The sequence below is a fragment of the Sphingobacterium sp. WM genome, from assembly GCF_029542465.1.
GTDB lineage: Bacteria > Bacteroidota > Bacteroidia > Sphingobacteriales > Sphingobacteriaceae > Sphingobacterium > Sphingobacterium cellulitidis.
In genome coordinates, this window is the sequence record NZ_CP120709.1 from 2,493,594 (window position 1) to 2,519,310 (window position 25,717).

Annotated in this window: 22 protein-coding genes; 18 read left to right on the forward strand and 4 right to left on the reverse strand. The window is 37.6% G+C overall.

All coding sequences use genetic code 11. From position 1 onward, the window contains the following. Positions 1 to 599: 599 nt before the first annotated feature. The 3 genes from PZ892_RS10660 to PZ892_RS10670 form a co-directional block, all read right to left on the reverse strand. Positions 600 to 4,895, reverse strand: a complete 4,296-nt coding sequence (locus tag PZ892_RS10660; protein WP_277711112.1) for a DUF4157 domain-containing protein — start codon at positions 4,893 to 4,895, stop codon at positions 600 to 602. A gap of 956 nt (positions 4,896 to 5,851) precedes the next feature. Beyond that, positions 5,852 to 6,799 (reverse strand): IS3 family transposase, encoded by a 948-nt coding sequence (locus PZ892_RS10665; protein WP_094258931.1) that lies wholly within the window; start codon positions 6,797 to 6,799, stop codon positions 5,852 to 5,854. Next, entirely contained in the window at positions 6,796 to 7,173 is a 378-nt protein-coding gene (locus PZ892_RS10670; RefSeq protein WP_094258930.1) for a hypothetical protein, read from the reverse strand. Before PZ892_RS10670 ends, PZ892_RS10665 begins: the two co-directional genes overlap by 4 nt. A 390-nt stretch (positions 7,174 to 7,563) precedes the next feature. Here PZ892_RS10670 and PZ892_RS10675 point away from each other — a divergent pair, with 390 nt between their 5' ends. The 4 genes from PZ892_RS10675 (at position 7,564) to arsC (ending at position 11,129) form a co-directional block, all read left to right on the forward strand. Next, positions 7,564 to 8,115, forward strand: a complete 552-nt coding sequence (locus PZ892_RS10675) for a hypothetical protein (RefSeq protein WP_094258892.1) — start codon at positions 7,564 to 7,566, stop codon at positions 8,113 to 8,115. A 3-nt stretch (positions 8,116 to 8,118) separates the two neighbouring features. Beyond that, a complete protein-coding gene (locus PZ892_RS10680) occupies positions 8,119 to 9,471 on the forward strand; it encodes a Dyp-type peroxidase (protein ID WP_277711114.1) in 1,353 nt (450 codons plus the stop codon). 57 nt (positions 9,472 to 9,528) lie between these two features. Beyond that, positions 9,529 to 10,668: a catalase family protein gene (locus PZ892_RS10685; protein ID WP_277711115.1), complete on the forward strand. Its 1,140-nt coding sequence runs from the start codon at positions 9,529 to 9,531 to the stop codon at positions 10,666 to 10,668. A gap of 107 nt (positions 10,669 to 10,775) precedes the next feature. Continuing rightward, positions 10,776 to 11,129 (forward strand): arsenate reductase (glutaredoxin), encoded by a 354-nt coding sequence (gene arsC, locus PZ892_RS10690; protein WP_277711116.1) that lies wholly within the window; start codon positions 10,776 to 10,778, stop codon positions 11,127 to 11,129. 171 nt (positions 11,130 to 11,300) lie between these two features. Here arsC and PZ892_RS10695 read toward each other — a convergent pair whose 3' ends face one another. Further along, complete coding sequence (locus tag PZ892_RS10695; protein ID WP_093097249.1) at positions 11,301 to 11,492, reverse strand: CsbD family protein; 192 nt, start codon at positions 11,490 to 11,492, stop codon at positions 11,301 to 11,303. Between the two features lie 468 nt (positions 11,493 to 11,960). Here PZ892_RS10695 and PZ892_RS10700 point away from each other — a divergent pair, with 468 nt between their 5' ends. The 14 genes from PZ892_RS10700 to PZ892_RS10765 all read left to right on the forward strand — a co-directional run bounded on the left by PZ892_RS10700 (position 11,961) and on the right by PZ892_RS10765 (position 25,258). Continuing rightward, complete coding sequence (locus PZ892_RS10700; protein WP_277711118.1) at positions 11,961 to 12,554, forward strand: TnsA endonuclease N-terminal domain-containing protein; 594 nt, start codon at positions 11,961 to 11,963, stop codon at positions 12,552 to 12,554. Between the two features lie 67 nt (positions 12,555 to 12,621). After that, complete coding sequence (locus PZ892_RS10705; RefSeq protein ID WP_277711119.1) at positions 12,622 to 13,173, forward strand: RNA polymerase sigma factor; 552 nt, start codon at positions 12,622 to 12,624, stop codon at positions 13,171 to 13,173. Positions 13,174 to 13,184: 11 nt separating this feature from the next. Further along, on the forward strand, positions 13,185 to 13,520 hold the full coding sequence (locus PZ892_RS10710) for a hypothetical protein (protein WP_277711120.1): 336 nt from the start codon (positions 13,185 to 13,187) through the stop codon (positions 13,518 to 13,520). Between the two features lie 105 nt (positions 13,521 to 13,625). After that, positions 13,626 to 13,919, forward strand: a complete 294-nt coding sequence (locus PZ892_RS10715; RefSeq protein ID WP_277711121.1) for a hypothetical protein — start codon at positions 13,626 to 13,628, stop codon at positions 13,917 to 13,919. Between the two features lie 18 nt (positions 13,920 to 13,937). Then, complete coding sequence (locus PZ892_RS10720; protein WP_277711122.1) at positions 13,938 to 14,393, forward strand: Hsp20/alpha crystallin family protein; 456 nt, start codon at positions 13,938 to 13,940, stop codon at positions 14,391 to 14,393. Between the two features lie 140 nt (positions 14,394 to 14,533). Next, positions 14,534 to 16,162, forward strand: a complete 1,629-nt coding sequence (locus PZ892_RS10725) for an IS1182 family transposase (protein ID WP_277711123.1) — start codon at positions 14,534 to 14,536, stop codon at positions 16,160 to 16,162. A gap of 1,317 nt (positions 16,163 to 17,479) precedes the next feature. Then, the gene (locus tag PZ892_RS10730; RefSeq protein WP_277711125.1) at positions 17,480 to 17,839 is read left to right on the forward strand and encodes an S-adenosylmethionine decarboxylase; all 360 of its coding nucleotides are present in this window, start codon (positions 17,480 to 17,482) and stop codon (positions 17,837 to 17,839) included. Then, positions 17,839 to 19,233: a hypothetical protein gene (locus PZ892_RS10735; RefSeq protein WP_277711126.1), complete on the forward strand. Its 1,395-nt coding sequence runs from the start codon at positions 17,839 to 17,841 to the stop codon at positions 19,231 to 19,233. The genes PZ892_RS10730 and PZ892_RS10735 overlap by 1 nt, the downstream gene beginning before the upstream one ends. 7 nt (positions 19,234 to 19,240) lie before the next feature. After that, positions 19,241 to 19,459, forward strand: coding sequence for a DUF350 domain-containing protein (locus PZ892_RS10740; RefSeq protein ID WP_094258902.1), 219 nt, complete (start codon positions 19,241 to 19,243; stop codon positions 19,457 to 19,459). Further along, a complete protein-coding gene (locus tag PZ892_RS10745; protein WP_277711128.1) occupies positions 19,452 to 20,966 on the forward strand; it encodes a polyamine aminopropyltransferase in 1,515 nt (504 codons plus the stop codon). The genes PZ892_RS10740 and PZ892_RS10745 overlap by 8 nt, the downstream gene beginning before the upstream one ends. Further along, positions 20,944 to 22,560 carry an NAD(P)/FAD-dependent oxidoreductase gene (locus tag PZ892_RS10750; protein ID WP_277711129.1) on the forward strand — a complete coding sequence of 539 codons (1,617 nt, stop codon included), beginning with the start codon at positions 20,944 to 20,946 and terminating at the stop codon, positions 22,558 to 22,560. The genes PZ892_RS10745 and PZ892_RS10750 overlap by 23 nt, the downstream gene beginning before the upstream one ends. A 75-nt stretch (positions 22,561 to 22,635) precedes the next feature. Continuing rightward, positions 22,636 to 23,292 carry a phosphatase PAP2 family protein gene (locus PZ892_RS10755; protein ID WP_277711130.1) on the forward strand — a complete coding sequence of 219 codons (657 nt, stop codon included), beginning with the start codon at positions 22,636 to 22,638 and terminating at the stop codon, positions 23,290 to 23,292. Between the two features lie 3 nt (positions 23,293 to 23,295). After that, positions 23,296 to 23,685: a GtrA family protein gene (locus PZ892_RS10760; RefSeq protein ID WP_277711132.1), complete on the forward strand. Its 390-nt coding sequence runs from the start codon at positions 23,296 to 23,298 to the stop codon at positions 23,683 to 23,685. Further along, a complete protein-coding gene (locus tag PZ892_RS10765) occupies positions 23,675 to 25,258 on the forward strand; it encodes a glycosyltransferase family 39 protein (RefSeq protein WP_277712924.1) in 1,584 nt (527 codons plus the stop codon). Before PZ892_RS10760 ends, PZ892_RS10765 begins: the two co-directional genes overlap by 11 nt. The last annotated feature ends 459 nt before the right edge of the window (positions 25,259 to 25,717 follow it).

Here is a 25,717-nt window from a genome sequence, read left to right on the forward strand (position 1 = left end):
CTAGCCAGCCTAACTCGCCCTTACAATATGTTTCAATTATCTGATAGGCATTCCACATTGCATTATCGAACCCCGTAGGGGTGACATATTTGTAGCAAATAACATTTACCAATGTACAGCCCCCTAGGGGCGGCATGTTTGTATATATCGCCTAAAATAGATTCCTCATCTTCGATTCGGAATGACAATCATAATATTACATTAGGTTGAGGTGAGAAAAAGGTTCTTCGGCGATGCCGAAGAACCTTTTTCTCACCTCAACCCTGACACAATTTTTCTGTCTTTCTGAGCGCAGCGAAGAATCTATTTTTATCCAACTATGGGTAGGGGCGTATCGCATACGCCCTTTTAATATTTCACATATTTGTCCATATCCATAGCCTACAAACCCGTCAGCCTTTTCAAGAACCCCAGAGGGGTTCCATATTAGTAACCCGATAATATAAATAGATTGCCCCGCCCATATGCAATCGCTAAAGCGATTGCATATGGGCGGGGCTTATTAAATATTGGGTTGAAAAGAATTATTAGCCGTATGCGATTTAATTACAAAGGACGTATTGCATACGCCATATGTAATTTCACATTTAACCCGTATTTTAAAAATAACCGATTTCTTTAATGATAAACCATTTGGAATTTAATTCATTTGGCGTACTTATAGTAGGATTTCCATCTTCTTTTTTATAAACAACTTTTTGTTTATAAACATGATTCGCAACCTGTTGGTTCAGTCCTCGTTCAAGTGGCCAAAGATTCGAAATCTGATCCTTTCCTCCAAAACCTAAATCTTTTACATGATCTATATCTTCACCTCCTAGCTTCAAATTATAGTTTGTTTCTAACAGGTACCTAACTCTATCTTTTTCTCCATTATTATCTTTGGTTTTGGTTCTTTGTAATTTTTTACCAAGCTTAGGAACATTTTCAGTTGAAATACCTAACAAAACATAAGTCTTTCCAAGATCCGTATTATTACTACGATCAATTTCAGTAAATGGTTTTCTTGTAGTTGGTGGAAGTTCAAGAATTGTTTTCTTATTAAATTCTACAGTTTCAATATTCTTTGGAACTGCTACATTTTTTTGAGTCCATTTATCTGCATTGGGAACTAAGTTGGAAATAACTTTCATATGTCCAAGTTTTGTCCATCGAATCGGAATGGGATTTTCATAAGATCCATCAGCTAATTCTTTCTCAGAAATCAGCTTGGCTGCTAAAACTGCCAAATTTGAAGTTAATTCTTCAATCCTAATCCTCCTGTGCATATAAAACAAATTTCGTTCTTCTTTGCTCAGTCCTGGTTTTGCAAATGTCGATTTTAATTTATCAATTTCTTGAGCAATTGGTATTGCACTTTCTTTTGCTTTTTCCTTTTCAGGATCATCTTTAAATTTAAATTGATTAATAAAATATTCAAATTTCTTCGGGTTTTTACTTGCAATCATTAACTCAGCATTTTCCTCTTTTCCTTTAAAATAAATTTCATGATCGCTACCATCATCAGCAACAAATTGTTTTTTAACTGTCCACCAATCTTTAAAGGCTTCAACAACCTCTTCTCCCTTCTCCACCAACCAATCTCCAGCTGCCAACAACTTATCTACCAGCCAGTCTACCTTTTCATCAATCCATTTATTAGCTTTCTCGGCAATTTCCTTTAACTTCTTACCAATCTTACTGGACAATACTTGGTTCGCCAGGAATTCCATTAGCAGTGGTAAGGCATTCTTCAGATTATTCTCAAATTTCAATGCCGCATTTGCAAAAGTACCGGCCATCACATCGGCTACATTATCCAATACATTCTCAACCAATTCTAGGATCTCTTTGGCTTTTTCTATAGCCGTTTCTACGGCATTGTAAAAGGCAACTATCGAATTTACGACGGCCATCACCCCGGACGGATCAAGCATACTGATTAACTTCTCACTTACTTTATTGATGATATTAGAAACCAACCAATCAATGGCTGAGTCGATAAAGGTTTGCAGTAATTCTGCACCTTTATCTTTTATCATCTGGATGATTTCATCTAAACTATGCTCATGTAAGGCAACAATCCATTCCCAGGCTTTCGCTGCGCCACGAGAGATACGACCAACCCATTTCTTCACCTTATCTGATACCTCTTTGCCGCGTTTTTTCTCTATACTCTTATAAACCTTCTCCATTCCAAAGGAGAAAATACTTCCCAACATTTTAAAGATTTCGGAGAAACTAAAGGCTTGAGGGATATAAATCGGACTATCCTTGGCAGCATCAAATAACCAGGTGGTAAAACCATCTTTTAAATGGGTCCACTTGCGTTCAAAGAATCCTAAAAACCCGAGTTTTACCGTAGTGAGCATATTAACGAAGAAGACCTTTGGTTTTTCAATAATGGTATCAAATACCTCAAATGCTTTATTGAAAACTTTTACGGCCAACTCCTTCGGGAACTTAAGTGCTTCCAATAATAAATTGAAAACCTCCCAAAGAGCACCCATCACATCGCCATGTACGAACATCATTTCTAAAATGTGCATGGTCTTCTTCTGCATGGTCGCCCAGGCACCTTCAACATCTTTAATATCCTTTAATAATGGAATATATTTAAAGACATATTTCACAAAAAAGGCAATTATTTTATCACGTATACATTTTGGAATCCGGTGAAACCAATCATCCAAAATCAAGAAGGCAAGCTTCAAATAATCCGTAATCGCCTCTCCCACCTTGGTCAATACATTGAAGATAGGTTGTAAGAATGCTTTGATCCGTGTGAATGCTGATTCTAGACTGTTAATCAAATTATTCAATTGAATGTTTGCCCAAGCTTCCATTTCTTGGACCTTCTCGGTTATCCAATTGACTGCCGAGTTAATGGCGGATAAAAATAAGGAGCTCATATCTCGAGGGATAGATTGTAAGGTAGCTACAGCTGTTATCAATGCCGAACTTATTACTGCGACTTTCGCCTTCAAGAAATTGCTTATTGTAAGTATGGCTGCATTTAATTGTGGAATTATTACTCCTTGAAATAATCCTCTTTCTTTAATGATCGCATCGCGATCAATTAGGTATCGCCGAATTTGAGAAGCAGCATAGATTATTCCGGTTAATGTGGCTCCGGCAATGATAAAAGGTCCTGCTGGGGAGAGCATCAGGATAATTCCTCCTAAGACCATCAACTTGGTTTTATAAGGTTCAAGTTTTTGCTTAACCTCTTCCCATAGGCTAAGAATTTTGCTTTTTACCTGTTCCCATAAACTATTCTGATCATCACCTTCAAAGCCGATCGCCTGCGCAAACCAATGCCAAAGATCCGCATAAAAGTCAATAACAGTTTTAATATGATTCCAAATCTTATCGGCAACCCACTTAATGCTATCCCAGATTTTACCAAATATGCAAGATACAAAATCCCAAATTGGCTTGCCTATATCATTCCAAACGAAATCAATAAAGCTCTTTATAGGTGCTAAAAACTCTTTTAACTTTTCTAATGCCGGATCTGCAATTCCTTCCAGAATTTTCTGGATAAAATCCGTTGCTTCAACGAATGGCGTACAGTCGCCCTGCTTCAATCTCTCAATGGCGGTTACCAACCAAACCTTAAACATGGCAAAATTGGACCTCACCATCGCTATAATGGAGGCTCCCAGTCGAATTGGGGCCGCAAAAGTAACTATGGTAGCATTGACAAATGCGGATACCTTTTCTTTTGCCCAAGTTAAAAATCCCTTATTGCGGAAAATATCATAAATCTCAGGTGAGGCTTCCCGCAGCAAATCCCAAATCGCTTCTTTGGCTTGACTTAATAGAAAGCCATCCTCTTCATCTTGTTTGGCAATTTTCTTTTCTGTGGAATTAATACCAATTCCTGGAGCGGCTTGGTTTACTTTATTGGCAGAGGCTCCTGCTGCAGTTGCTTTCTTTTGTTGCACCTGCTTTGGTTGAACTCCTGTTTGTTGAAGGGTATGCGTTAATTCATGCGCCAAGAGATGTCGACCAGCCGGACTGTTGAAATCAAATTTACCCGTATTGAAGTAAATATCATTGCCGTAAGCGAATGCTTGCGCATTCAATTCCTTGCTCATTTGAACCGCATTACTATGATCATGAATCCGAACTTTTGAAAAATCTACCCCAAAAGAGCTTTCCATTTGTTTGAGGATATGATCAGGCAATGGTCTTCCAGAGTTTCTTGAATTTGCTAGCCTTTGCTCTATACTCTGATTATTGGAAAATATGGATGATGCACTGGAATTTACCTTCCTTTGTAATGTATCCTCTTTCTCAGATTGTAGGGGTTTTGTTTCATGACTTACATTGCGATGTTGAAGATTCTGGAGCTCATGTTGTTGCCTTTGTTGATTGCGGAGCACCCGACGATTTCGCAAACGTAATTTACTGGCCTGCCTCCTATTATCTTCCACTGGCACCGTACTTTGCCCTTCCTGAACCATAGACTGATTTCGCAATTCCTTTCGGCCAACTTTATTCGTGTTTCGAAGGGTTTTATCTTCCTCTTCTTCTTTCAACCGAACATTTTCATGTTCCTGTGTTTTTCGTTGCACCTTCTCTTCCTTCTCACAGGAATCACATTTTTTCTGAACCAATGGAGAAATAGAAGAACCAATAGATTCACTTCCTTGCTTATCATTTCGCTTTTCTTCCATTTTCTGTACAACGCGATCGGCAGTGCTATCAGCTTCTTTTTCATAATGATCATTGGCAGAACCAACATTCAATTTGGTCTGTACAAAGAAGGCATTGCTTTCCTGTTTTCTCTGAAAAAAGGCGGCATGTGTTGGGCTGTCACTAAAAAAAGAAGAGTCTCCTCCCTTTGAAAAGAAGGAAGTTCTGGATTTGGCAGGACTTGCCACTGATTTTACTTCAGCAGCTTTCATAAGCGAATCGTTAGTTCATCCCCTAAATTTCAATAGGAACCTTAAATTTATCAATAGCTAGAAATAGTCAATTTACCCTCATCACTCCCTTCTTCGCAGAAGTCGATTAATATCATCCATAGAATAATAGTCTCTTCCGCGAATTCGTATGGGTTTAATTACCTGGTCGTTTTTTAGTCTATAATATGTTGATTTGCTAATTTTTAAAAGTTTAATTAAGTCATCGGAATCGAGCAGTTTATGATTATCTGCCATAGTTTTTAGGGGGTTGTTGTGGTAATCGAGTAAGGAGGAGCTTTTCAAAAATTCGTGCTGTGTTCTAGAGATCTCGGTATGGTCGAGCATAGTTTCATACATTTTCTCCAGCAACCTTCGCACCCTCAAAAATTCATTAAAATTTGTCTTGGACGGATCGGACTTCATATATATGGTATTGAAAATAATCAAATCTTCATCCCCTGCACATTTTCTCTGTCACCCAAATTTAACCTTTAATTAAATTTTTAAAAAGACATTTATATTAAGAAATCTAAAGTATTATGTTAACTAATTACAACAATCTACCTGTAATATATCAAGATATGTTATCAAAGATATTAGTTAAAGCATTCAATTAACTCTTATTAGTTTGTTAAAAATGATAAGCATTTTAGGATGCAATTGATTTAGTCAAACATGCAAATAGATTAATATTCTAATTCAATATTTATTCTTTTTAATAATAACCAAATTCATGAATACAGCTCACCTTCTCCACAGTTCAGTCGGACCTTGTTCGAAAAAATTCGGACAAGGTCCGAAGGAGGTCCGGAGAAAGTGCGGCAGAGATTCGGTAAATCCCATAATTTAACCCCTATTCCTGTCTAATAAATCCTAAATCATTCCTGTGTCTTGTACTGAAATAGGTTGACAAAAAGCGAAGGGTTTACTCAATAGATTTTACAAATATATTTCTTTTACTTAATATGGTTGTCGTCAACGATTTCCATCCTGATAGAGGTTGTCAATCTGTCTGGCTCATCCATGCTGGTTCGTCGAAACACTTTTGAGGGTGTTTCTTCCTTCCATCCCTGATGAGCCTCCTGTGGGGACAACATATCGCAGGACATATGTGGCCTAAAGTTGTTGTATATATCAACCGCCCTGACCAACTGTGCCAGCGCCCTGCCATAGTCGGGAAAGGTCTCCGCCATGCGGTATTCGTGCTTCAATATCCCATTGAGCCTCTCGGCCACGGCATTGTCGTACGGACTTCCGGATTCCGTCATGCTGATTGCTATTCCGTTGTCCTGAAGCACCTTAACGTAGCTTGAGCTGCAGTACTGGATACCCCTGTCCGAGTGGTGGGTCAGCTCTCGTTCTGGATACATCCTGCCCGATATGGCCATCCTTAGGGCCGCGATGCAGGCCTGCGAGGTCGGTCTATGGCTGAGCCTGTAGCCCACGATCTTCCGTGAGAAAGCGTCCGTTATCAGGCACAGGTAGATCCATTTCCCCTTGATGCGCACATAGGTGATGTCGCTGACCCAGAGCTGCTCGGCACGCGAAGGATGGCTCCTTTTGACCAGGTCCGGCCATTTCTTGAACCTGTGATTGGACTGCGTGGTGACCGCATACCTACGCTTGCACCTGACCAACAGGTCGTTCTCCCTGAGCAGCCTAAAGAAGCTGTCCCTGCCCAGGCCCTTCATGCTGGAGCCCATCTCCCTGCTCAGGATGCTGCGCAGCTTCAGGGCTCCCATCCGGTGGGAGTCCTGCCGTATCTCGCGTACCCGGCTCAATATCAGGTCGCTGCGAACCTGCGTCTCCTGCTTGTTGCCCAGGTACTTGTAATAGGATTGTCGTGTTTTGCCAAATAGCCCACAGAGCGAGGATATGGAAGTGTTCCGGTAGGTCGCTTTCATTTCTTGGACGATTTGGCACCAGGCTTTTTTCCGAAGTCCTCCCCATAGAACTCCTGGGCCTTCTTGATCAGCATCTCAAGGGCAGTGATCTTCAGGTTCGCCTCATCAAGGCCGTCCTGGAGCTCTTTTGCGCTCTTGCCCGATAGGTCCGCAGTGCTGACTCCTTCGGGGATCTCAAGGTTCAGCTCGCTCTCCCATTGCTGGTACCATTTCAAAAAATATCGGGGAGTGTCCACCGAAGGAAGGTTATACTTCTGGGATAGCTGGGAAAAGCTCAACTTGCCCTCTAAATACTCCCGTGCTACGAGGATCTTGAAGCTCTCACTGTAAACTGCCTGTCCTCCTGATTTGCGTTTGATCTCTGGTTTTTTCATAACATTTAAATTTAACTTTTAATGTTCGCTTTTTGTAAACCAAATTCAGGAATGGACACTGAGAATTAAATTGTAATAGAAATTTAATCAATGAAAAAACAACTCATTCAGCAGGTGATCATACTTTATTAAAAACTTACTTAATCCTATTTTAAGAGAATATAAAAGAGAAATAAACTGAATAAAAATCAGTTGATTGACTTACTTATAGCTAGATGCTGAAAACCCCGTCTTCATTGGGAATCAAAAGACGGAAAATCAATGTTTAAACATGTATTGAGCGTGTTTTAAGAGAGTTTTAAAGCTCAGCCTTTTTAAAACATTTAAGGAAGGAATCTGTTGTTTTTTTAAAGGAAATGAAAATGATTTTATAATTAAAATGATAAAGAGATGAGTATGTTAGAAGATTTAAAATTAAAGAAAGACTTAATTATTGCAAATTTTAAGGAAGCGGCGAATGATGGATATGATCATTCCATTGAATCTGCTGGAAAGAAAGGACTTCGTTCTGGTCGTGTTTCAGAATTGACAGCAATTGCAGATTTAAAACCTGGAGGTGGCGAACGATTAAAGAAAATAATGGAGATAGCTGATGGGAACCTTGGTGGTGCAACCCGCGTCGGAACATTACATGACCTTCGCATCGTGCTTTTAGATAACGATACTAAAATTTTGTTTTGTACCGCTTATGATGGGGATTGGGATGCCTATATAGATGATTTTGCAACCAAAATCCCTGAATTAATGGATATTATCTTTGGCAATGTAGAAGGTTGGCCTGGCATTAAAGACCCCAGTGTTAAACAATTTATTATTGACCATCAAATTACCGCAACTGGATGGTATGTTGGGGTTCCACATTTGACGGTAAATGATATTCGCCGACAAGATAAAATTGTAAGTGGCCTAAACAAAGTTATTGATGAGGCAAATAAAAGTTAGACTATGGCATTCGAGTTATTAAAAAGGATATTCAATCCCAATAAGGTTGAAATAGAGCTAGATGATATTCAATCCATGATCTTAAGGAGTCGACCTATTCCCTACTATGGAACTATGGCGGCCATAAAAATCAAGTCTGCAGCATCGGGAAAAGACATGATTAAAGCTGTTTTACCCTTGGTTCATTCTGCGCAAGATTGGGATAAGAATGAGGGTGCAACGGTTTTCCTCACCCTTACCTACCAGGGATTGGAGGCTTTAGGTTTAGATAAATCTTCATTGGATTCTTTTCCAGAATCCTTTAAGGAAGGTATGGCTGCTCGCGCTAAATTCCTAAAAGATGAAGGTGTAAATGATCCAAAACATTGGGAAAAAGCTTTTAAACAGGAGATCCATGTTGCAGCAGCTGTCATTGCAGATTCTAAGGAGGCTTGGCAAGATTTATTGAATCAGTTCAGACAAGAATTAGAAGGGAATACAGGCATTGAAGTGTTGTTTCAACATGATTTTGGAGCAACCGAGGAGGTAAAAAATGTATTTGGTTTTCGGGATGGGATTAGTAATCCTGAAATCGAAGGTTCCGGTATTGATATGCCAGCAAGTTATGATCGTCCAATTAAAGCAGGTGAATTTATTTTGGGATACCCTGGCGAGGCAGGAGTAATCGCGCCATTTCCGCAGCCCGAGATATTAGGTAAAAATGGGTCTTTTTTAGCCGTTCGGAAATACCAAAGTCAGGTGGCTGAATTCAATAAATTCATCCAAGAAAACAGTAATAGTCCTGAAGAAGGAGAACTGTTGGCAGCAAAAATGGTAGGCCGCTGGCGAAGTGGAGCTCCATTGGTATTAAGCCCTGAAAGTGATGACCAGGCTTTGGGAGAAAATGCAAATAAGAACAATGATTTTTCCTTTAAGGATGATGAATATGGGAAAAAATGTCCCTTTTCCTCCCATATTAGGCGCATGAACCCTCGGGACTCTAAAAACTTCGTCATGGAAGATGTTCGCTTACATCGCATTATCCGAAAGAGCGTAACATTTGGAGATATTGTTGCTCCCGATATCATCAAGAATGATGGTAAGGAAAGAGGCCAATATTTTTTAGCGATCAGTGCGAATGCCATGGGAACCATGGAATTTCTGCAGGCGCAATGGGTAAATGATGGAAATTCTCAAAACCTAGGAACTGAAAGGGATCCTTTAATTTCGGTTCAAAAAGATGGTCTTTTCACTGTCCCGGCAGATCCAATGGTTAAAAGATATCACAATCTTCAAACTTATAATATTGTCAAAGGTGGTGAATATTGCTTTATTCCAAGTCTTTCTGCATTAAAATGGATTAGTGAGCTTCCATAATTCCATTTGATCACAATGCCTAATAACAACTATTTGTAATAATTAATTACACAAACTATGAACAAGGAATATATTCAGTATAAACCTGAACTCGAGGAAATTCCAGAGAATTTCAAAGAGTACATGACAACGATAAACAATGATATTCAAAATTATATAAAGGAAACCAAGACCTTAAGTCATATTAACCACTACACTAGAGATGCACATGCCAACGGATACGCAGCATTAAAAGCAGAATTTGAGATTTTGTCTGGTTTACCTTCAGAATTGGCCCAAGGAATTTATGCACAACCGGGCAAACATGAAGCAGTCATTCGTTTTTCCAATGGCTCCTCGCGTGTACTACCAGATAAACTAAGTGGAAATGCCCAAGGAATGGCTATTAAGGTATTTGATATTCCTGGGAAGAAGCTTGCACCAAATGAGGAAGATTCCCCAAATATGGATTATAACTTGATTAATAATCCTGTATTCTTTTGTAATACTGCTGAGCATTATGTTTTTATCTCAAAGTTATTCCTAAAGTTGACTGATTTTTTTGAAAAAGGAGCCTTAGGGAAATTGGAGTTTGCTGCATTATGGGCTACAGAAAACAAAAAAGCGTTTCCAAATTGGGAAGCATTAAAGGAATTAAATGCATTGAAAACTTTTGAAAAAATCCCAGCAATAAACAGTTTTTTATATGAATTTTATAGTATGGGAGCCGTACGTCATGGGGATTATATGGGCAAGATCCGAGTGATACCAACCGCAGAAACCCGAAGTAAAATTCAAGACAGAGAGGTAGATATAGAATCAGAAGATTGGCCATATCGTTCAGCAATAATAAAGGAAATTGCAAAACATGAATTAACATTTGAGCTTCAAATTCAATTATGTTCAGATTTGGACAAATTACCAATTAACGATTTGACAGTTGAATGGGATCAGAACATTGCCCCTTTTCAAACAGTAGCAAAGATTACTATTTTCAAACAGGAAGTACCTGCAGACGGAAATTTCGAAGTTATGGAAAACCTATCCTTCACCCCATTTAGAACAATCGAAGAAAATTGCCCTATCGGAAATTTACAACGCACCCGACAACAGGCCTATGTAACATCTTCGAATAGTAGACACAATCTAAACCATAAAAAGAAAATAGAACCCAAGAACCTCAAGGAGGCATTCGACCCTAATACTTACAATAAATAGGATATAAACGCGATACTGAGATATCGCGTTTTTTATTGATTATTTACTAATTCCCCAAAAGAAATATAAATTTGAAGGAATATATAAAATCTAAAATTTATTGAATCATGATAAAAATATATCACAATAATAGATGTAGCAAAAGTAGGGCTGCCTATCAGCTTTTAGAGGAAAATCATGCAGAATTTGAAGTACAGGAATACCTAAAAGAGGTACCTACAAAAAAAGAGCTCCAGGATATATTAAACATGCTAAAGATGAAGCCACTGGATCTTATTCGCAAAACGGAAACAATATTCAAAGAAAAATATAGTGGAAAAGATTTAACAGATGCAGAGTGGATAGATATTATGATTGAAAATCCGATTCTAATAGAGCGACCCATCGTCATTAAAGATGGGAAAGCGGCCATTGGCAGACCTATTGAAAATATTATTGATTTACTGAAGGATCCAAAATAGTTGTATTCTATAAATTACCTTAAAACAGGTATTTCTAATTATCAATGAATGCTTTAGCTTTGAAGTAGTGAAAAGAAAAAAGGCATTCATTGCCACAATACAATTAGGATAGAAAATGAAAATGCCCGACCGTAATGGTCAGGCATTTTTTTATGATAGTCGTTTTGGATATTATTTATCCAAATCTCTTAACCAAGTTTGAACTTCTTCACGGGTTTTTCCAGTTTTTTTCTGAAGTTTACCATAAAGTTCATCTTCTTTTCCTTCAACATACAATAAATCGTCATCCGTTAGATCCGCATATTGTTGTTTTACTTTTCCTTTTAAAATATTCCATCTTCCTTTTAAATCTAATGAATCCATTTTTTTTGTTTTTAATAGTGAATAAATATGTGTGTATATAAAGAACAGTACAGAACGTATTTGGTTTGAATTAATTTGATTTTTATTGAAAAACGGTTAATTATGATTTAATAACAGCTCCAATTATAAAAATTGAAGCTGTCAATTATTTAGACCTATCACCTATTTCTGCCTTAAGGTAATTTGTCAATACTAATTAATCAAGATGCCTTTGCGAGCTTATCCAAAATAGTAAGTATTCATAGGCTGAACACTTGGGTTTTGAAATAGTTCGATTAAATAGTTCTAAATTTTTTTTAATATAAATTGTAGTAATTCTTTAATATGATGGCATCTCCCAAATCCCGGTTGTTTTTCATAACTTAAAGGAGATATTAGCCAATAAAATGGAATATATCGCTTCTTTTAATAACAAAGAATTGATGATATATTATTGAAACAAATCAAAAACTAACTCAATATCACATCATGAAGAAAAAATCTTTTTTCATAAAAGCTGATAAAATACTCTATAACGGATTGTTGCTGGACTCCAAATTGGAATTAAAATTTGTTCTCATGATTGAAGAGTATTGTGCCTATATGCGAGAGCCAATTGTTATAAATTATCGACAGAACTCCCTAACGATAACTGAAATTTATGGCGATGGATGTGTTCGATATAAACCGGATTTTTTAGTTAGAAAATTCAGTAATGCTAAGGCAACATTGATAGAAATAAAAAACAGTAATTCCAGAAATAATAAAATTGTTATTGAAAAACAAAGGGCTGCTGAGAAATATATAAAGGTAAAAAACAAAGATTGGGCTTATATTATCTTAGATGAGACCGAAATAAAATTAAAACCTGAGAAACAGGCCATTTATGATAAAATAATAGAAGAATATCCTGAAATTAAAGCCAAAATTTCATACCTGAAGTATATTTATAAGAACGACCCTATTAAAAGAAAAAATATTGAAGGTCGTAGATATCCCTATTTCAATCTTCAAAATTTAGAAGATAATGATTATAAAACTTTCCTATTCAAAGGCATCCTTCCTGAATCAAAAAATAATTAGAAATATTTTAAAGTAAAAACAGTTTTGATTCGTCATTGTCTGTATGGACGAGGCACAGCTAGAACACATGTCGGAAAAAAATGCCAAATCATTTACGGAGGTCGTCAAAACATATGGCGGTCAATTGCTGCGTTTTGTCAAGTCACGCGTACAAAAGACAGCGGATGCGGAGGATATTTTGCAAGAAGTTTGGTATCAATTCTCTAGAGTAACCAATATTGATGATCTAGGGAATGCTGGCGCATGGTTATATTCCGTAACACGCAATAAAATTACCGATAGTTACCGCAAGAAGAAAAATGAATCGCTCGATGAACTCACAGAAGGGGGCGACGAGGACTCCTTCCCTATTGCACATCTATTGGTCGCAGATGAAACCGACAATCCCGAACTCAAAATGTTTAAGGATATATTTTGGGATGAGTTGATGAACGCGCTCGAGGAATTGCCCGAGAAACAAAGAAAGGTCTTTATCATGAATGAAATTGAAGAAATGACCTTACAGGAAATTGCCAATCTTGAAAATGAAAACCTCAAAACGATTATTAGCCGGAAAAGCTATGCCGTGAAGCATTTACGCTTGAGGTTACGTGGTTTATATAATGAATTAAAATCTTAAAAATATTAGTGATGAATAACAATATGCATAAAAAAAGAAAGGTTAAAAAAATCTTTAAGGTTTTTGCAATTGCCATATTATTCTTTTTGGTCATTGGCCTACTTCAATTCCTTTGGAATCATCTGATGCCGGAGATCTTTGGTTTGAAAAGTATCAGCTATTGGCAAGCCTTGGGCTTGTTTGTATTGTCCAAATTATTATTTGGTCGGGGTTTTGGCAAACCAGGTCCGGGATTTGGACGCCGTATGCGACCGCATGATATGGAAAACCCTAACCTTAGTGAGGACGAACGCGAGCGATTTCGCGAGGAATGGAAAAAACGCTTTAATTCTAGATGTGGTTTTTAGGCTGGAAAAAATAAATTGAAATTTTTCAAAATAATTTAAGGTAAAAGGATGCTGTCCAACGTCTACAACATCAAAGGCCTTTACAAGATTTAAAAAAATAAAAACATGAAAAATAAAATTCAATTTATAATTCCAAAGTTACTCGTAGCAACAGCAGTGGTCGGAATAGCAACATTATTAATTGGAACAATCTTTAAGATTCTATTGGTGACCTCGATCTTATTTTCAATAGGAACCTTAATTTATTCCAAAGTTCAAAATCGTCGCTTCAAATCGGATAACCCTTATATGATGGATCCATATGATGCAAGACCCTACCTATCCGAGAAAACAAATGCTATTGTTCCAGTAACTTATGTCAACAATACGCGTAAAGCAACTATTGTCCCTATTTATTAATATCAAAAAATTAAAGAAATGTTTAGAAGAGAAGAATATAATCAATCCGCAGAAGCACAAAACAATCTATGCAGAAGCCATTTTAGAAGGAAATTTAGCCGTTTACAGAACCATTTGTTCCAAGAAGGCAGTCCATTCAATCGCGGCAATAAAACCAATATTCCGGTGAATATTGCTGAAAATGAAGAGTTTTATCAGGTACAGGTATTTGCTGCTGGTCGTAAGAAGGAACAATTTCAAGTCAATATTACCGATCAACTGTTAAAAATATCATGCAAGGCGGCAGAACTAGAGCCTGGATTGAAATACATCTACCAAGAACAGCAATTGGGTGAATTTGAACGTGCATTCCAATTACAGGATGAGGTGTTATTGGATAATGTGCATGCAAGTTTTGAAGATGGTATCTTAACCGTGATTTTACAAAAAGATCCAAGTAAGGTTAAACCTGCGCAAGAGGTGCATGTGTCTTAAGACGGCGATAAATCCATTGTAATAAAAAGAGGCTGTCTAAAAAGGTCTCTAAAAAAAATAACCCCGTCATTAAAAAATGGCGGGGTTTTCTGTTTTTTGTCCTTAAGATTTAGTATCTTAAGGTGCACCCAAAAAACAATATGGCAAACATACAATTCAAAGCTCTTCCATCCAATAGTCCGAGTCTATTTCCTGAAAATATTTTTGATCGTATTCCATTGAACCATCCTGTTCGGTTGGTGAATCAGGTTGTTGATCAGTTGGATCTGGATCATATTATCCGACTTTATAAAGGGGGAGGCACTACTAGTTTCCATCCCCGGATGCTCATCAAAGTGTTGTTCTACGCCTATTTAAGCAATATCTATTCTTGCCGAAAGATTGAACGCGCCTTACAAGAGAACATCTATTTCATGTGGCTTTCTGGCAACAGTACCCCTGATTATCGTACGATCAACTATTTCAGGGGGAAGCGTCTTAAGGGGCAAATACAGGAGTTGTTTGCAAGTATCGTCCGGATGTTACATGAAATGGAGTACGTCAGCCTGAAAGTTCAGTATGTTGATGGTACCAAGATCGAATCTGCAGCTGGTCGTTATACGTTTGTATGGAAGAAATCGGTTGAGAAAAACAAGGTAAAGTTAGAAGCGAACATCGCTTCGGTTCTTGCCGATATTGATGCGCAGATTACCCAAGACCAATCTACATTAGGCAATCAAGAAGTTAGCAAGGCTATCGACAGCACGCAGCTGAAGGAAAAGATCAAAGCGATCAATGCAAAGCTCAAAGTGGCCAATAAGTCTACCGATAAGCAGCTTAAGAAACTCGAAGATGACTACTTGCCACGATTGCAGAAATATGAAGAACAGCTGAAAATACTAGGGGATCGCAATAGTTATAGTAAGACCGATACCGATGCTGTGTTTATGCGCATGAAAGAGGATCACATGAAGAACGGTCAACTCAAACCCGCCTACAATACACAGATCAGTACCGAGGAACAGTTCATCACCCATTACAGTATCCATCAGACTACCGCAGACACGACAACCCTACCGGAACATTTGGAAGGCTTTGAGTCCCGTTACGGAAAACAAAGTGAGTCAATCGTCGCAGATGCCGGATATGGCAGTGAGCAGAACTATGAGTTGTTGGAAGGACAGGATATAACCGCTTTTATCAAGTACAATTACTTCCATATGGAGCAGAAGCGAAAGCATAAGCAGGATCCTTTTTCGGTACAGAACCTATATTACAATGATCAGGAGGATTTTTATGTGTGTCCGGCAGGACAGAAACTAAGCTTTGTCGGACAAACAACCAGGGTCAGTACCAACGGATATGCCGCCCAGGTGAGCTGCTATCAAGCTCAGCGATGTGAGGGCTGTCCGATGCGTGATGGGTGTCATAAAGCACAGGGCAATCGTCTGATTGAAGTCAATCACCGCCTTGCTTGGCTCAAGGCTAAAGCTAGAGAAAGACTACTATCGACACAAGGGCGATACCATCGAAGCAAAAGACCCGTGGAAGTCGAAGCGGTATTTGGACAGATGAAAAGCAACAACAAGTTTACCCGCTTTAGTATGAAAGGACTCGAAAAAGTTACTGTGGAGTTCGGATTGATGGCTATTGCCCATAACCTAAGAAAATGGGCAAAAAAGTGGAAAAACAAAACTTTAATTGGTAAACCTGGTGGCAACAACTCCCTATTTGCGATAAATCAAGCTATCAACGTGCTGAAAAGTACAGAAAATCGACTTGCAGCTTAATATTGTTTATGAAAATATAATTGAGATCAAGAAAGGTATTAAAACAAAAGAAGGTGCCTTTTTAGACACCTTCTTTTTTGTGGGACAAGGAAAGCAGAGGGGTTGTTAAGACGCTGACGAAATGCCTATCGGATAAATGAAACGTTTTGTAGGGGCGGATTGCATACGCCCTACAAATATGCCGCCCCGATGGGGCTGTATTTTATTAAATGTCCCTTGCTACAAATATGTCGCCCCGATGGGGCTGTACATCTGTAAACATATTCCTGGCTACAAATATGTCACCCCTATGGGGCTGTACGCCTGTTAACATATTTCTGGCTACAAATATGTCGCCCCGATGGGGCTGTACATCTGTAAACATATTCCTGGCTACAAATATGTCACCCCTACGGGGCTGTACATCTGTTAACACATTCCTTGCTACAAATATGTCACCCCTATGGGGCTGTACGTCTGTAAACATATTCCTGGCTACAAATATGTCGCCCCGATGGGGCTGTACGTCTGTAAACATATTCCTGGCTACAAATATGTCACCCCTACGGGGTTTCAAAATGCAAAGCAGAGATAAAAACTCCAAAGGAGTTTAATGTTAGTAATAGGAGGTGTTAAATGAAATAAGCCGCTGCCCAATGCAATCGCTTTAGCGATTGCATTGGGCAGCGGCTATTCGTTTATATCATCGGGTTACTAATATTGAACCCCTCTGGGGTTCTTGAAAACGCTGTCGGATAAATGAAACGATTGTAGGGGCGGATTGCATACGCCCTACAAACTGCCGCCCCTATTGGGCTGTACATCTGTAAACACATTCCTGGCTACAAATCTGCCACCCCTACGGGGTTCTTGAAAACGCTGTCGGATAAATGAAACGATTGTAGGGGCGGATTGCATACGCCCTACAAACTGCCGCCCCTATGGGGCTGTACATCTGTAAACACATTCCTGGCTACAAATCTGCCACCCCTACGGGGTTCTTGAAAACGCTGGCGGGTTTTTGAAACGAATGTAGGGGAGGATTGCATACGCCCTAAAAACTGCGGCCCCTATGGGGCTATACGTCTGTAAACACATTCCTGGCTACAAATCTGCCACCCCTACGGGGTTCTTAAAACGCTGGCGGGTTTTGGTGTGGATATGAACTAATATGCCGAATATAAAAAGGGCGTATGCGATACGCCCCTACCCATAGTTGATAAAAATGGATTCTTCGCTACGCTCAGAATGACAATCATGCCCACGCCCTTTGTAATTAAATCGCATTGTTAATTCAGCGGAAATGAATTATATTAGGCCAACAATTATCAATCATACATGCTAGAAAGTTATAGGCCAGGGAAACATCTTTTATTGACATTACAAGTAAATGATCCTAAATTATTATGTGATTTAGAGGGTTTCCTACAGTTTACGCAGGAAAAGTTGGATCAATATGATCTGAAAATGGTTGGTTGTTCCTCGCATAGCTTTGATGGTGCTGGATTTACTGCTGCAGTTTGTTTGATGGAATCACATATCTGTGTGCATACTTGGCCAGAATTTAGTCAACTGACCCTTGATGTTTACTTATGTAATTACCTAAAGGATAATTCTGAAAAAGTATTAGATTTAGGAAAGGAATACAAGGCATATTTTGAATCGACTGTTTTAACCGAAACCTTAGTTAACCGTTAATGATGGAAATAAAATGCTCCAAATGTTCCCATAACCAAAAATTTCCAGTCGAGGTTTTTGACTATACAGGTTATGTATGTCCGAGCTGTCATTCCTATTTTGTAGGTGATGATAAAGATACCTGGGTATTTAAGAAACAATTTTCAGCCAATCAGAATACGGTCTGGGCAGAATTGGGTGAGATAATTGATGTTGGAAATAAAAAACCCTGTATTATCACCATTATTCAGCGGAAAAGTCTGAATGCTGTTGGCAATGAATATGTTTGTTTAAATAAGGATGATAAAGATATTTTCTTTAGTGATGGTGGTGGTTATTACTGTACCTTAGAGCAGATCGATCCAGCGAGTGTTCGGATTAAACCTGATTCGGTAAGCCATGATAATCAAAACTATTATTTTGAAGAGACCGTAAAGCAAAGGGTAATTTATGCGGAAGGATTTGTATTTGAGGATCTTGATAATGAATCTGAGGCCAGCACTTATGCCCATAAATTCAAAGAATTAGATTTTTTCTCTATTGAAACCATTGATGGGGAGCAGGAATGTTATAAAGGAACCTATTGGGATAGAAAGAGTTATTTAAACTTATTTCAAAAATCACGACGTTATTTAGAGCGAACAAAAAAATTTGGCAATCAATTTATACTGTCCATATTGCCATTATTGATATTACCATACTTTATTTATTCCTATATCAACGAGCCTCAAAAGCAGATTCAGCATATTGAATTCAACGAAACGTTTACTTCTAAATCTCCCAGTAACTCGTTTATTTCCACGCCATTTGAATTAAAAGGAACAGTAAAAAAGCATTTAGTATATGAAGGCTTTTCCATTCCAAGTCATTCAGGATCAATGTTAACAATAAGTTTGGTCAATGAAACCAACAATGCTGTTACCAGGTTAAGACCAATAGTTCATGTTGCGAATCCCCAGAATTTAGCAAATGTGATTGATATAGATTTTTGTAAAGTTCTGCCGGGGAGATACCATTTCGTTTTTGAAACGGGCGAATTGGAAACTGAAGTCACGGAATTTAAGCTAGAAGAACAGATAAAATTAAAATATGGGGGCTATAGTAATACCCCATTAATCTTTTTATATATCATCTATATCATTGGTATAGTCATTTATGGTGCAATCTTATTTTCGTCGAATGAAAAGGGAAAAACTGGGGTTTATGATAAATCCACGGCCTATGGCATCCTTTTTAAATCAGGCTTTTTTATTTTTAGTATAGTAGGATTAGCATTAATTTTTGGGTTAAAATATATTGAGGACCAGCAAAGCTGTGAATCAACTATCAAAATTGATACTCAGGTGGATCATACAGGTACAGGGTCCAGCAGAATATATCGAAGGTCAAACTTTTTCATTGGAAATCATAAATAGAACAAACATGAATTACGATTATTTTTTCAAAGGCATTGCAGCCTCGGTAATATATTCTTTCATTGGAATTATTATCTTATTATTAGCTTATCTGGTGATTGAGAAATTAACTCCTGAGAAGTCATGGCAAGAGATAGTAAAGAATCAAAATGTGGCCCTAGCCATAGTTTTTGCAAGTTTTATCCTTGGGATTTCCATAATTATTGCAGCTTCCATTCATGGATAAAAAGAAAAATCTGTCAATCTTCTTATTGATAGCAGTTTTCATCATTTCCATTTGTGGATTGGTATATGAACTGGTGGCAGGGGCATTAGCGAGTTATTTATTAGGAGATTCAGTAAAACAATTTTCTTTTATTATCGGCACCTACCTTTTTTCAATGGGTGTCGGTTCCTACTTAGCCAAATTCATTCAAAAAAACTTATTTGATAAGTTCATTGAAATTGAATTATTGATTGGTGTGATCGGTGGAACGAGTTCTGTGCTATTGTTTTTATTATTCCAGCAGGTAGAGCATTTTCAGTTTATCCTTTATTTTATTGTTTTTCTAACAGGTTGTTTATGTGGGATGGAAATCCCATTATTGATGAATATCTTAAAGGATCGGGTTCAATTTAAAGACCTAGTTTCCAATGTATTTGCCTTTGATTATATCGGTGCTTTAATTGCATCCGTTCTTTTCCCAATTTTGTTGATTCCAAAACTTGGAGTTATGGGGACTTCCCTACTTTTCGGCATAATCAACATATTAGTAGGAATATTCCTAACCTTTTATCTCAGCAAGTTTTTGAAAAACCCTACCCTGATGAAGGTAAAGGCTATCGTTTGTTTCTTGTTTTTGTGTGTTGTTTTCGCTTATTCAGATAATCTATTGAATTATTCTGAGAATCAGTTATATGGAAATAACATTATTTATAAGCATACGACAAATTATCAACGGATTGTATTAACGAATTCAGGAAAGGATTATCAATTATTTTTGAACAACAATTTACAGTTCAACAGTAAGGATGAATACCGTTATCATGAGAGTTTGGTTCATCCGGCAATGTCCATTTCCCGCAATCCCAAAAACATCTTGATCTTGGGCGGTGGCGATGGATTGGCAGCACGAGAAGTTCTTAAGTATGGCGAAGTTGAAAAAGTAACATTGGTAGATTTGGATGAAGGAATGACCCAATTATTCCAGACCAATGAAATCCTACGAAAAATGAATGCCAATGCCTTAAATAGTAAGAAAGTCGAGGTCATCAACCAAGATGCTTTTATATGGTTAAAGGATCAAAATCAACAATATGATGTTATAATAATAGATTTTCCGGATCCATCAAATTACAGTTTAGGAAAACTATATACTACGGCATTTTATAAACGTCTCCGGACATTGATGAGTCCAGAGGCAATAATTTCTGTTCAAACGACCTCCCCTTATTATGCACCGAAATCTTACTGGTGTGTACATGCGACGATTGCTTCAATATTCCCCAACCCTCAAGCCTACCATGCCTATGTTCCATCATTTGGAGAATGGGGATTTTGTTTATTTTCCCCTGATTCGAGTATAGATTTTACCCGTGTAGAGCAAAAAGTGGAGGGATTAAAGTTTTATGATTATAAGTTTGAAAAGCTAACAGATTTTGCGGGTGATATGGGGAAAAGAGAGGTAGAAATCAATCGATTAGACAATCAGATATTAGTGCGATACTTTGATGAAGAATGGGGTAAAATATAATTGGAGTAGGCGTCACTTTCTTAAGGCAAGTTTTATTGTCGGTCTTACCGCTACTTTTATTCAATCTTGCAAACAGAAAGCGAATGGATTATTCCTGAGGCTTACAGGAACCAACCATATTTTAGGTCATCGTTTGCGTTTTCCGGATTTTCCAAAACCCAGCGAAGAGGTACATATACCTGTATTAATATTAGGAGCTGGAATATCCGGACTATCGGCAGGCTATCAATTAAAGGAATCTGGTTTTTCGGACTTCATGATTTTAGAAATGGAGGAACAAGCCGGCGGGAACTCCCGTTCGGGGGAAAATCAATACTCAAAATATCCTTTAGGCGCACATTATCTTCCGATTCCAAATGCTTCAAATCGGGAAATCTATCAATTTTTGGAAAAAGTAGGAATAGTTGTTGGTTGGACCAATGATGGGAAGCCAATTTTCGACGAGGAACAGCTTAGTTTTGCGCCACAGTCAAGATTATTCATCAAAAATTATTGGCAAGAAGGGTCTGTCCCTGAATATGGTTTAAATCCAGATGAGCAGGAGGAATTTAAGCGGTTCTTTCAACAAATGGATACCTTTAGTAAACAGAAAGGAAAGGATGGAAAATTCATCTTTGATATCCCCACCATTTTTGCGTCTCAAGCACATGATTTAGTGGATTTAGATATGCTAAGCATGGAAAAATGGATGCAGGAACAAGCTTACACTTCTGAGAACCTCTATCAATATGTCAATTACTGCTGTCGGGATGATTTTGGAACGGGGATTAAAAACAGTTCAGCATTTGCAGGAATCCATTATTTTTCGAGCCGGAAGCATGATTATTATCCAGACAAGGAAGAGGTCTTAACCTGGCAGGAAGGAAATTCAAGGTTAGCAAAGCATCTAGCAAGTTTTGTTCAGGATAAGATTCAATGTGGATGGTTGGCATATAAGGTTGATTACACAGGAAATCAAGTAAAAGTTTATGCTTTTAATTCAAAGACGGGTAAATCCACGTTATTTATTGTTGACCAATTATTGAGTGCATGTCCACAGTTTGTCAATCAGTATTTAATACCAGAGCGGAAGGAGTTGAGTAAACTATGTCAATATGCCCCTTGGATAACCGCTACCATCACGCTAAAGAAATTTCCTCTATCCATTGGTTCAGATTTATCATGGGATAATATCATCCATGGCGGAAAAGGACTAGGCTATATTTACGATCAGCATCAAAGTCTAGGTCAATTCAAATCACCTTTTGTCATCACTTACTATCATAGTTTGGATTCAAGAGATTTGAAATCCGAGCGGCAAAAACTATATGAATGGTCAGAGGTACAATGGAAGGACTTTATTTTAGAAGACTTAAATAAGGCTCATTATGGGATCGCTGCTGAAGTGGAGACGATGGAGATATTCAGGCTTGGACATGGGATGATCAGCCCAGTTCCGGGTTTTATTAGTTCCTCTGCAAGGAAGCAATTGGAGCGAACTATCGAATCCAAAATATTTTTCGCGCATTCAGATTTATCAGGAATTTCCATCTTTGAGGAGGCCTTTTACCGAGGAACCTTTGCTGCAAAGGAAATTTTAGAAACATTGCGATAATTAATATTCACCTAACATTAGAATAACAGTACAAGGTTAATTTTAGCTTTTGAATAGGAAAGTAAAATTAACAGAATGAAACGTATTCTTAAGCTATATTATGAGAACAAGGTTTTTTATATCAGCTTTCTGCTTTGGTTATTTGTTGTAAGTTCATTAATTTTCTCCTTTTCCAAGCAGGAATCATTTATATTTTTCAATTCTAGGAATTCCTTATTTTTCGATTACTTTTTTACGGTCATCACTCAATTTGGGGATGGGATCTTTGTAGTTGCCTTAGCTTTACTTTGTTTTTTCTTATGGTCTAGGCGATTAGGAGTTGCGATGGCAGCCAGCTATATTGGTTCTGGTTTAGTCTGTTCTTTATTAAAGAGATCCTTTCAAACCAATCGTCCTGGATTCTTTCTTCAGGATGACCCCTTATTTCATTCCCTATCATGGATGCCGATGTCCTATCATAATGCCTTTCCATCGGGGCATACCACCTCGGCCTTTGCATTAGCAACCTGCATAGCTATTTTTTCGAAGCGTAAATCCTTAGGCGTCATCGCATTTATATTTGCCTGTCTAACGGGATATTCAAGAATCTACTTAGGGCAGCATTTTCTGGATGATGTTTGGTTTGGGTCGATGTTAGGTGTAGCATTCAGCAGTTTATATGCTTTATTACTGAGCTACTTTACTGAACATCGATTCAGTTTATCGCAATTACCTACAAATTTCAGGATTTAGGCTATGTGGAAAATTGCATTGAGTGCAGCTAAATTTGCGGCTGTTGGTTTATTGGGTATGTCCATAGACTTTTTCTTCACATGGCTGTGCAAGGAAAAATTCAAGATTAATAAGTTCTTAGCCAATGGGATTGGTTTTACGGTTGCTGTCATCAACAATTATATCCTCAATCGAATCTGGACCTTTTCCAGCAAGGATCCTCAAATAATTGGTCAATTTCTTTATTTCCTAGGGATCAGTTGTATAGGTTTAGCTTTAAATACAGGCTTTCTATATCTATTTCATCAGAAGCTGAAGCTCAATTTTTATCTCAGCAAGCTTATGGCCATAGGAATGGTTTTTATATGGAATTTTTCGGCAAATTTAATTTTCACATTTGGCCATGGTAAATGAATATAGGCTGAAATTAAGATGGCTGATTGTTGTGGCGACGATCATCCGTTGTTTATTTGCCAATTTTATAGAATTGGGAAATGATGAAGTTTATTATTTCACCTATGCCCAACATTTGGATTGGAATCATTTTGACCATCCGCCCATGGTTGGATTATTAATTCGATTTTTCACTTTAAACCTCTATTGGGTAAATGATTTTTCCATGCGTTTGGGCGCCATTATTATGGCTGCCTTCAATACCTGGCTAATTGCTTCCATTGCTCGCCAATTAATGAGTGAACGAGCTGGATTAATAGCAGCGGTACTCTATACTGCATCCTTATACTCCAGCATTATTTCAGGCTTATTTATCCTTCCAGATTCAATTGCCAATACCTTTTGGATTGCCAGTTTATACAGTATGCTCTGTATAGTGATGAAGGAGTCCAACGAGAAGCAAAATGCACAGTTCTTATTATTGGGATTATGGATAGGATTAGCTTGTATGAGCAAGGTCCATTCTATTTTCTTATGGTTTGGATTTATTGGATATATCCTATTTTTTCAAAGGCAATTATTAAAAAATAAGTTCCTTTACTTTTCCATTCTCATCAGTTTAATCTGTATACTACCGATCTGGCTATGGAATGAGTATTATCAGTATATCACCTGGAAATTTCACAGTCAAAGAGTAAGCCTAATCGAATCTGGAATTCGATTGGATTTCTTTTCTCAGGCATTCTTTGGGCAGATATTCTACAATAACCCTTTGTTGGTTTATCTCTATATTATTGTGCTAATCCAATTAACACGCAATAAGTTTAAAATCTATGGGATATCCAAACATATTGTTTACCTGCTATTATTTTGTTCCATACCAATTATCTTGGCAACCACTGGAGTTTCATTTTTTAGGCAAGCTCTCCCCCACTGGTCTGGCCCTGGTTTTTTCGGATTTATGATTATTTCAGCTTTATGGATTGATTATCGGTTAGATTTGAATAATATCCCCAGGCTTCGGAGGTTATTGAATATGCAATTGGGATTTACTTTTTCGATAATGTTGTTTGCAGTACTATTGATTCATTGGTTCCCAGGAAATTTGTTTTCAAAGGCAGATGAGCAACATTTGGGGCAGGGAGATGTTACCTTGGATATGTCAGGATGGAAAGACTTCAAAACCCAATTTGAACAAATAAGAGCAAGGGATATAGAAAATAAATCCATGAAATCCACGGATGCTATCCTAGTACAGAATTGGTTTCCTGCAGGACATCTATATTACTATGTTGCGATGCCATTAGACATGCGATTGATTGCAGAAGGTAAACTTACCGATATCCACAAATTTGCGTGGCTAAATTTAGCCCAACAACCACTAAAAATTGGGGAGGATGCTTATTATATTAGTCCATCCAATAATTTTATTGACCCTCATATCCTGTATGCGGACCTATTTAAGGAAATTAAACTAAGAAAGGTTTTGGAGCAACGTCGAGGAAATAAAATAGTTAGGTTTTGGAACATCTATCAATTGAAGAATGCGAAAGTTACTATTGGTAACAAGCACCCATTAGCCTATCAGGAGTAATGGAATAAAACATCAACACAATAATTAAACAACTCGTTTTCAGTGTTTTAAAACATTGTTCTCATGAAAAAAAGAGGTTGTCCTAGGACAACCTCTACAGTTTAAATATAAAGATTTAATTGTTTTCTCTAAACTTAATTAAAAATAATTTAATAGGAAACAAAAACATACTTAAAAAAATTAAATAATGATTTCAAGTAAGTCTAGTTAATTATCCTTGAGATATTAAACTACAAATCAACTATTTAATGATATACAAGGGTAATAACAGCCATTTATCATGACTGTTATAGAATTCCTGTAGTACAATATTTTAAAAATATTGAGAGGATTTTTGGTTTTTTGGGGCATTTTCTTTCTTTCAGTTGCTTTTTACTCAAAGCTCTGTACCCACAGTAGAAGCATTTGTTCAGCATGATGCTAATTAATTGTTAATAAAATGACGATTTGGTTAAGGCC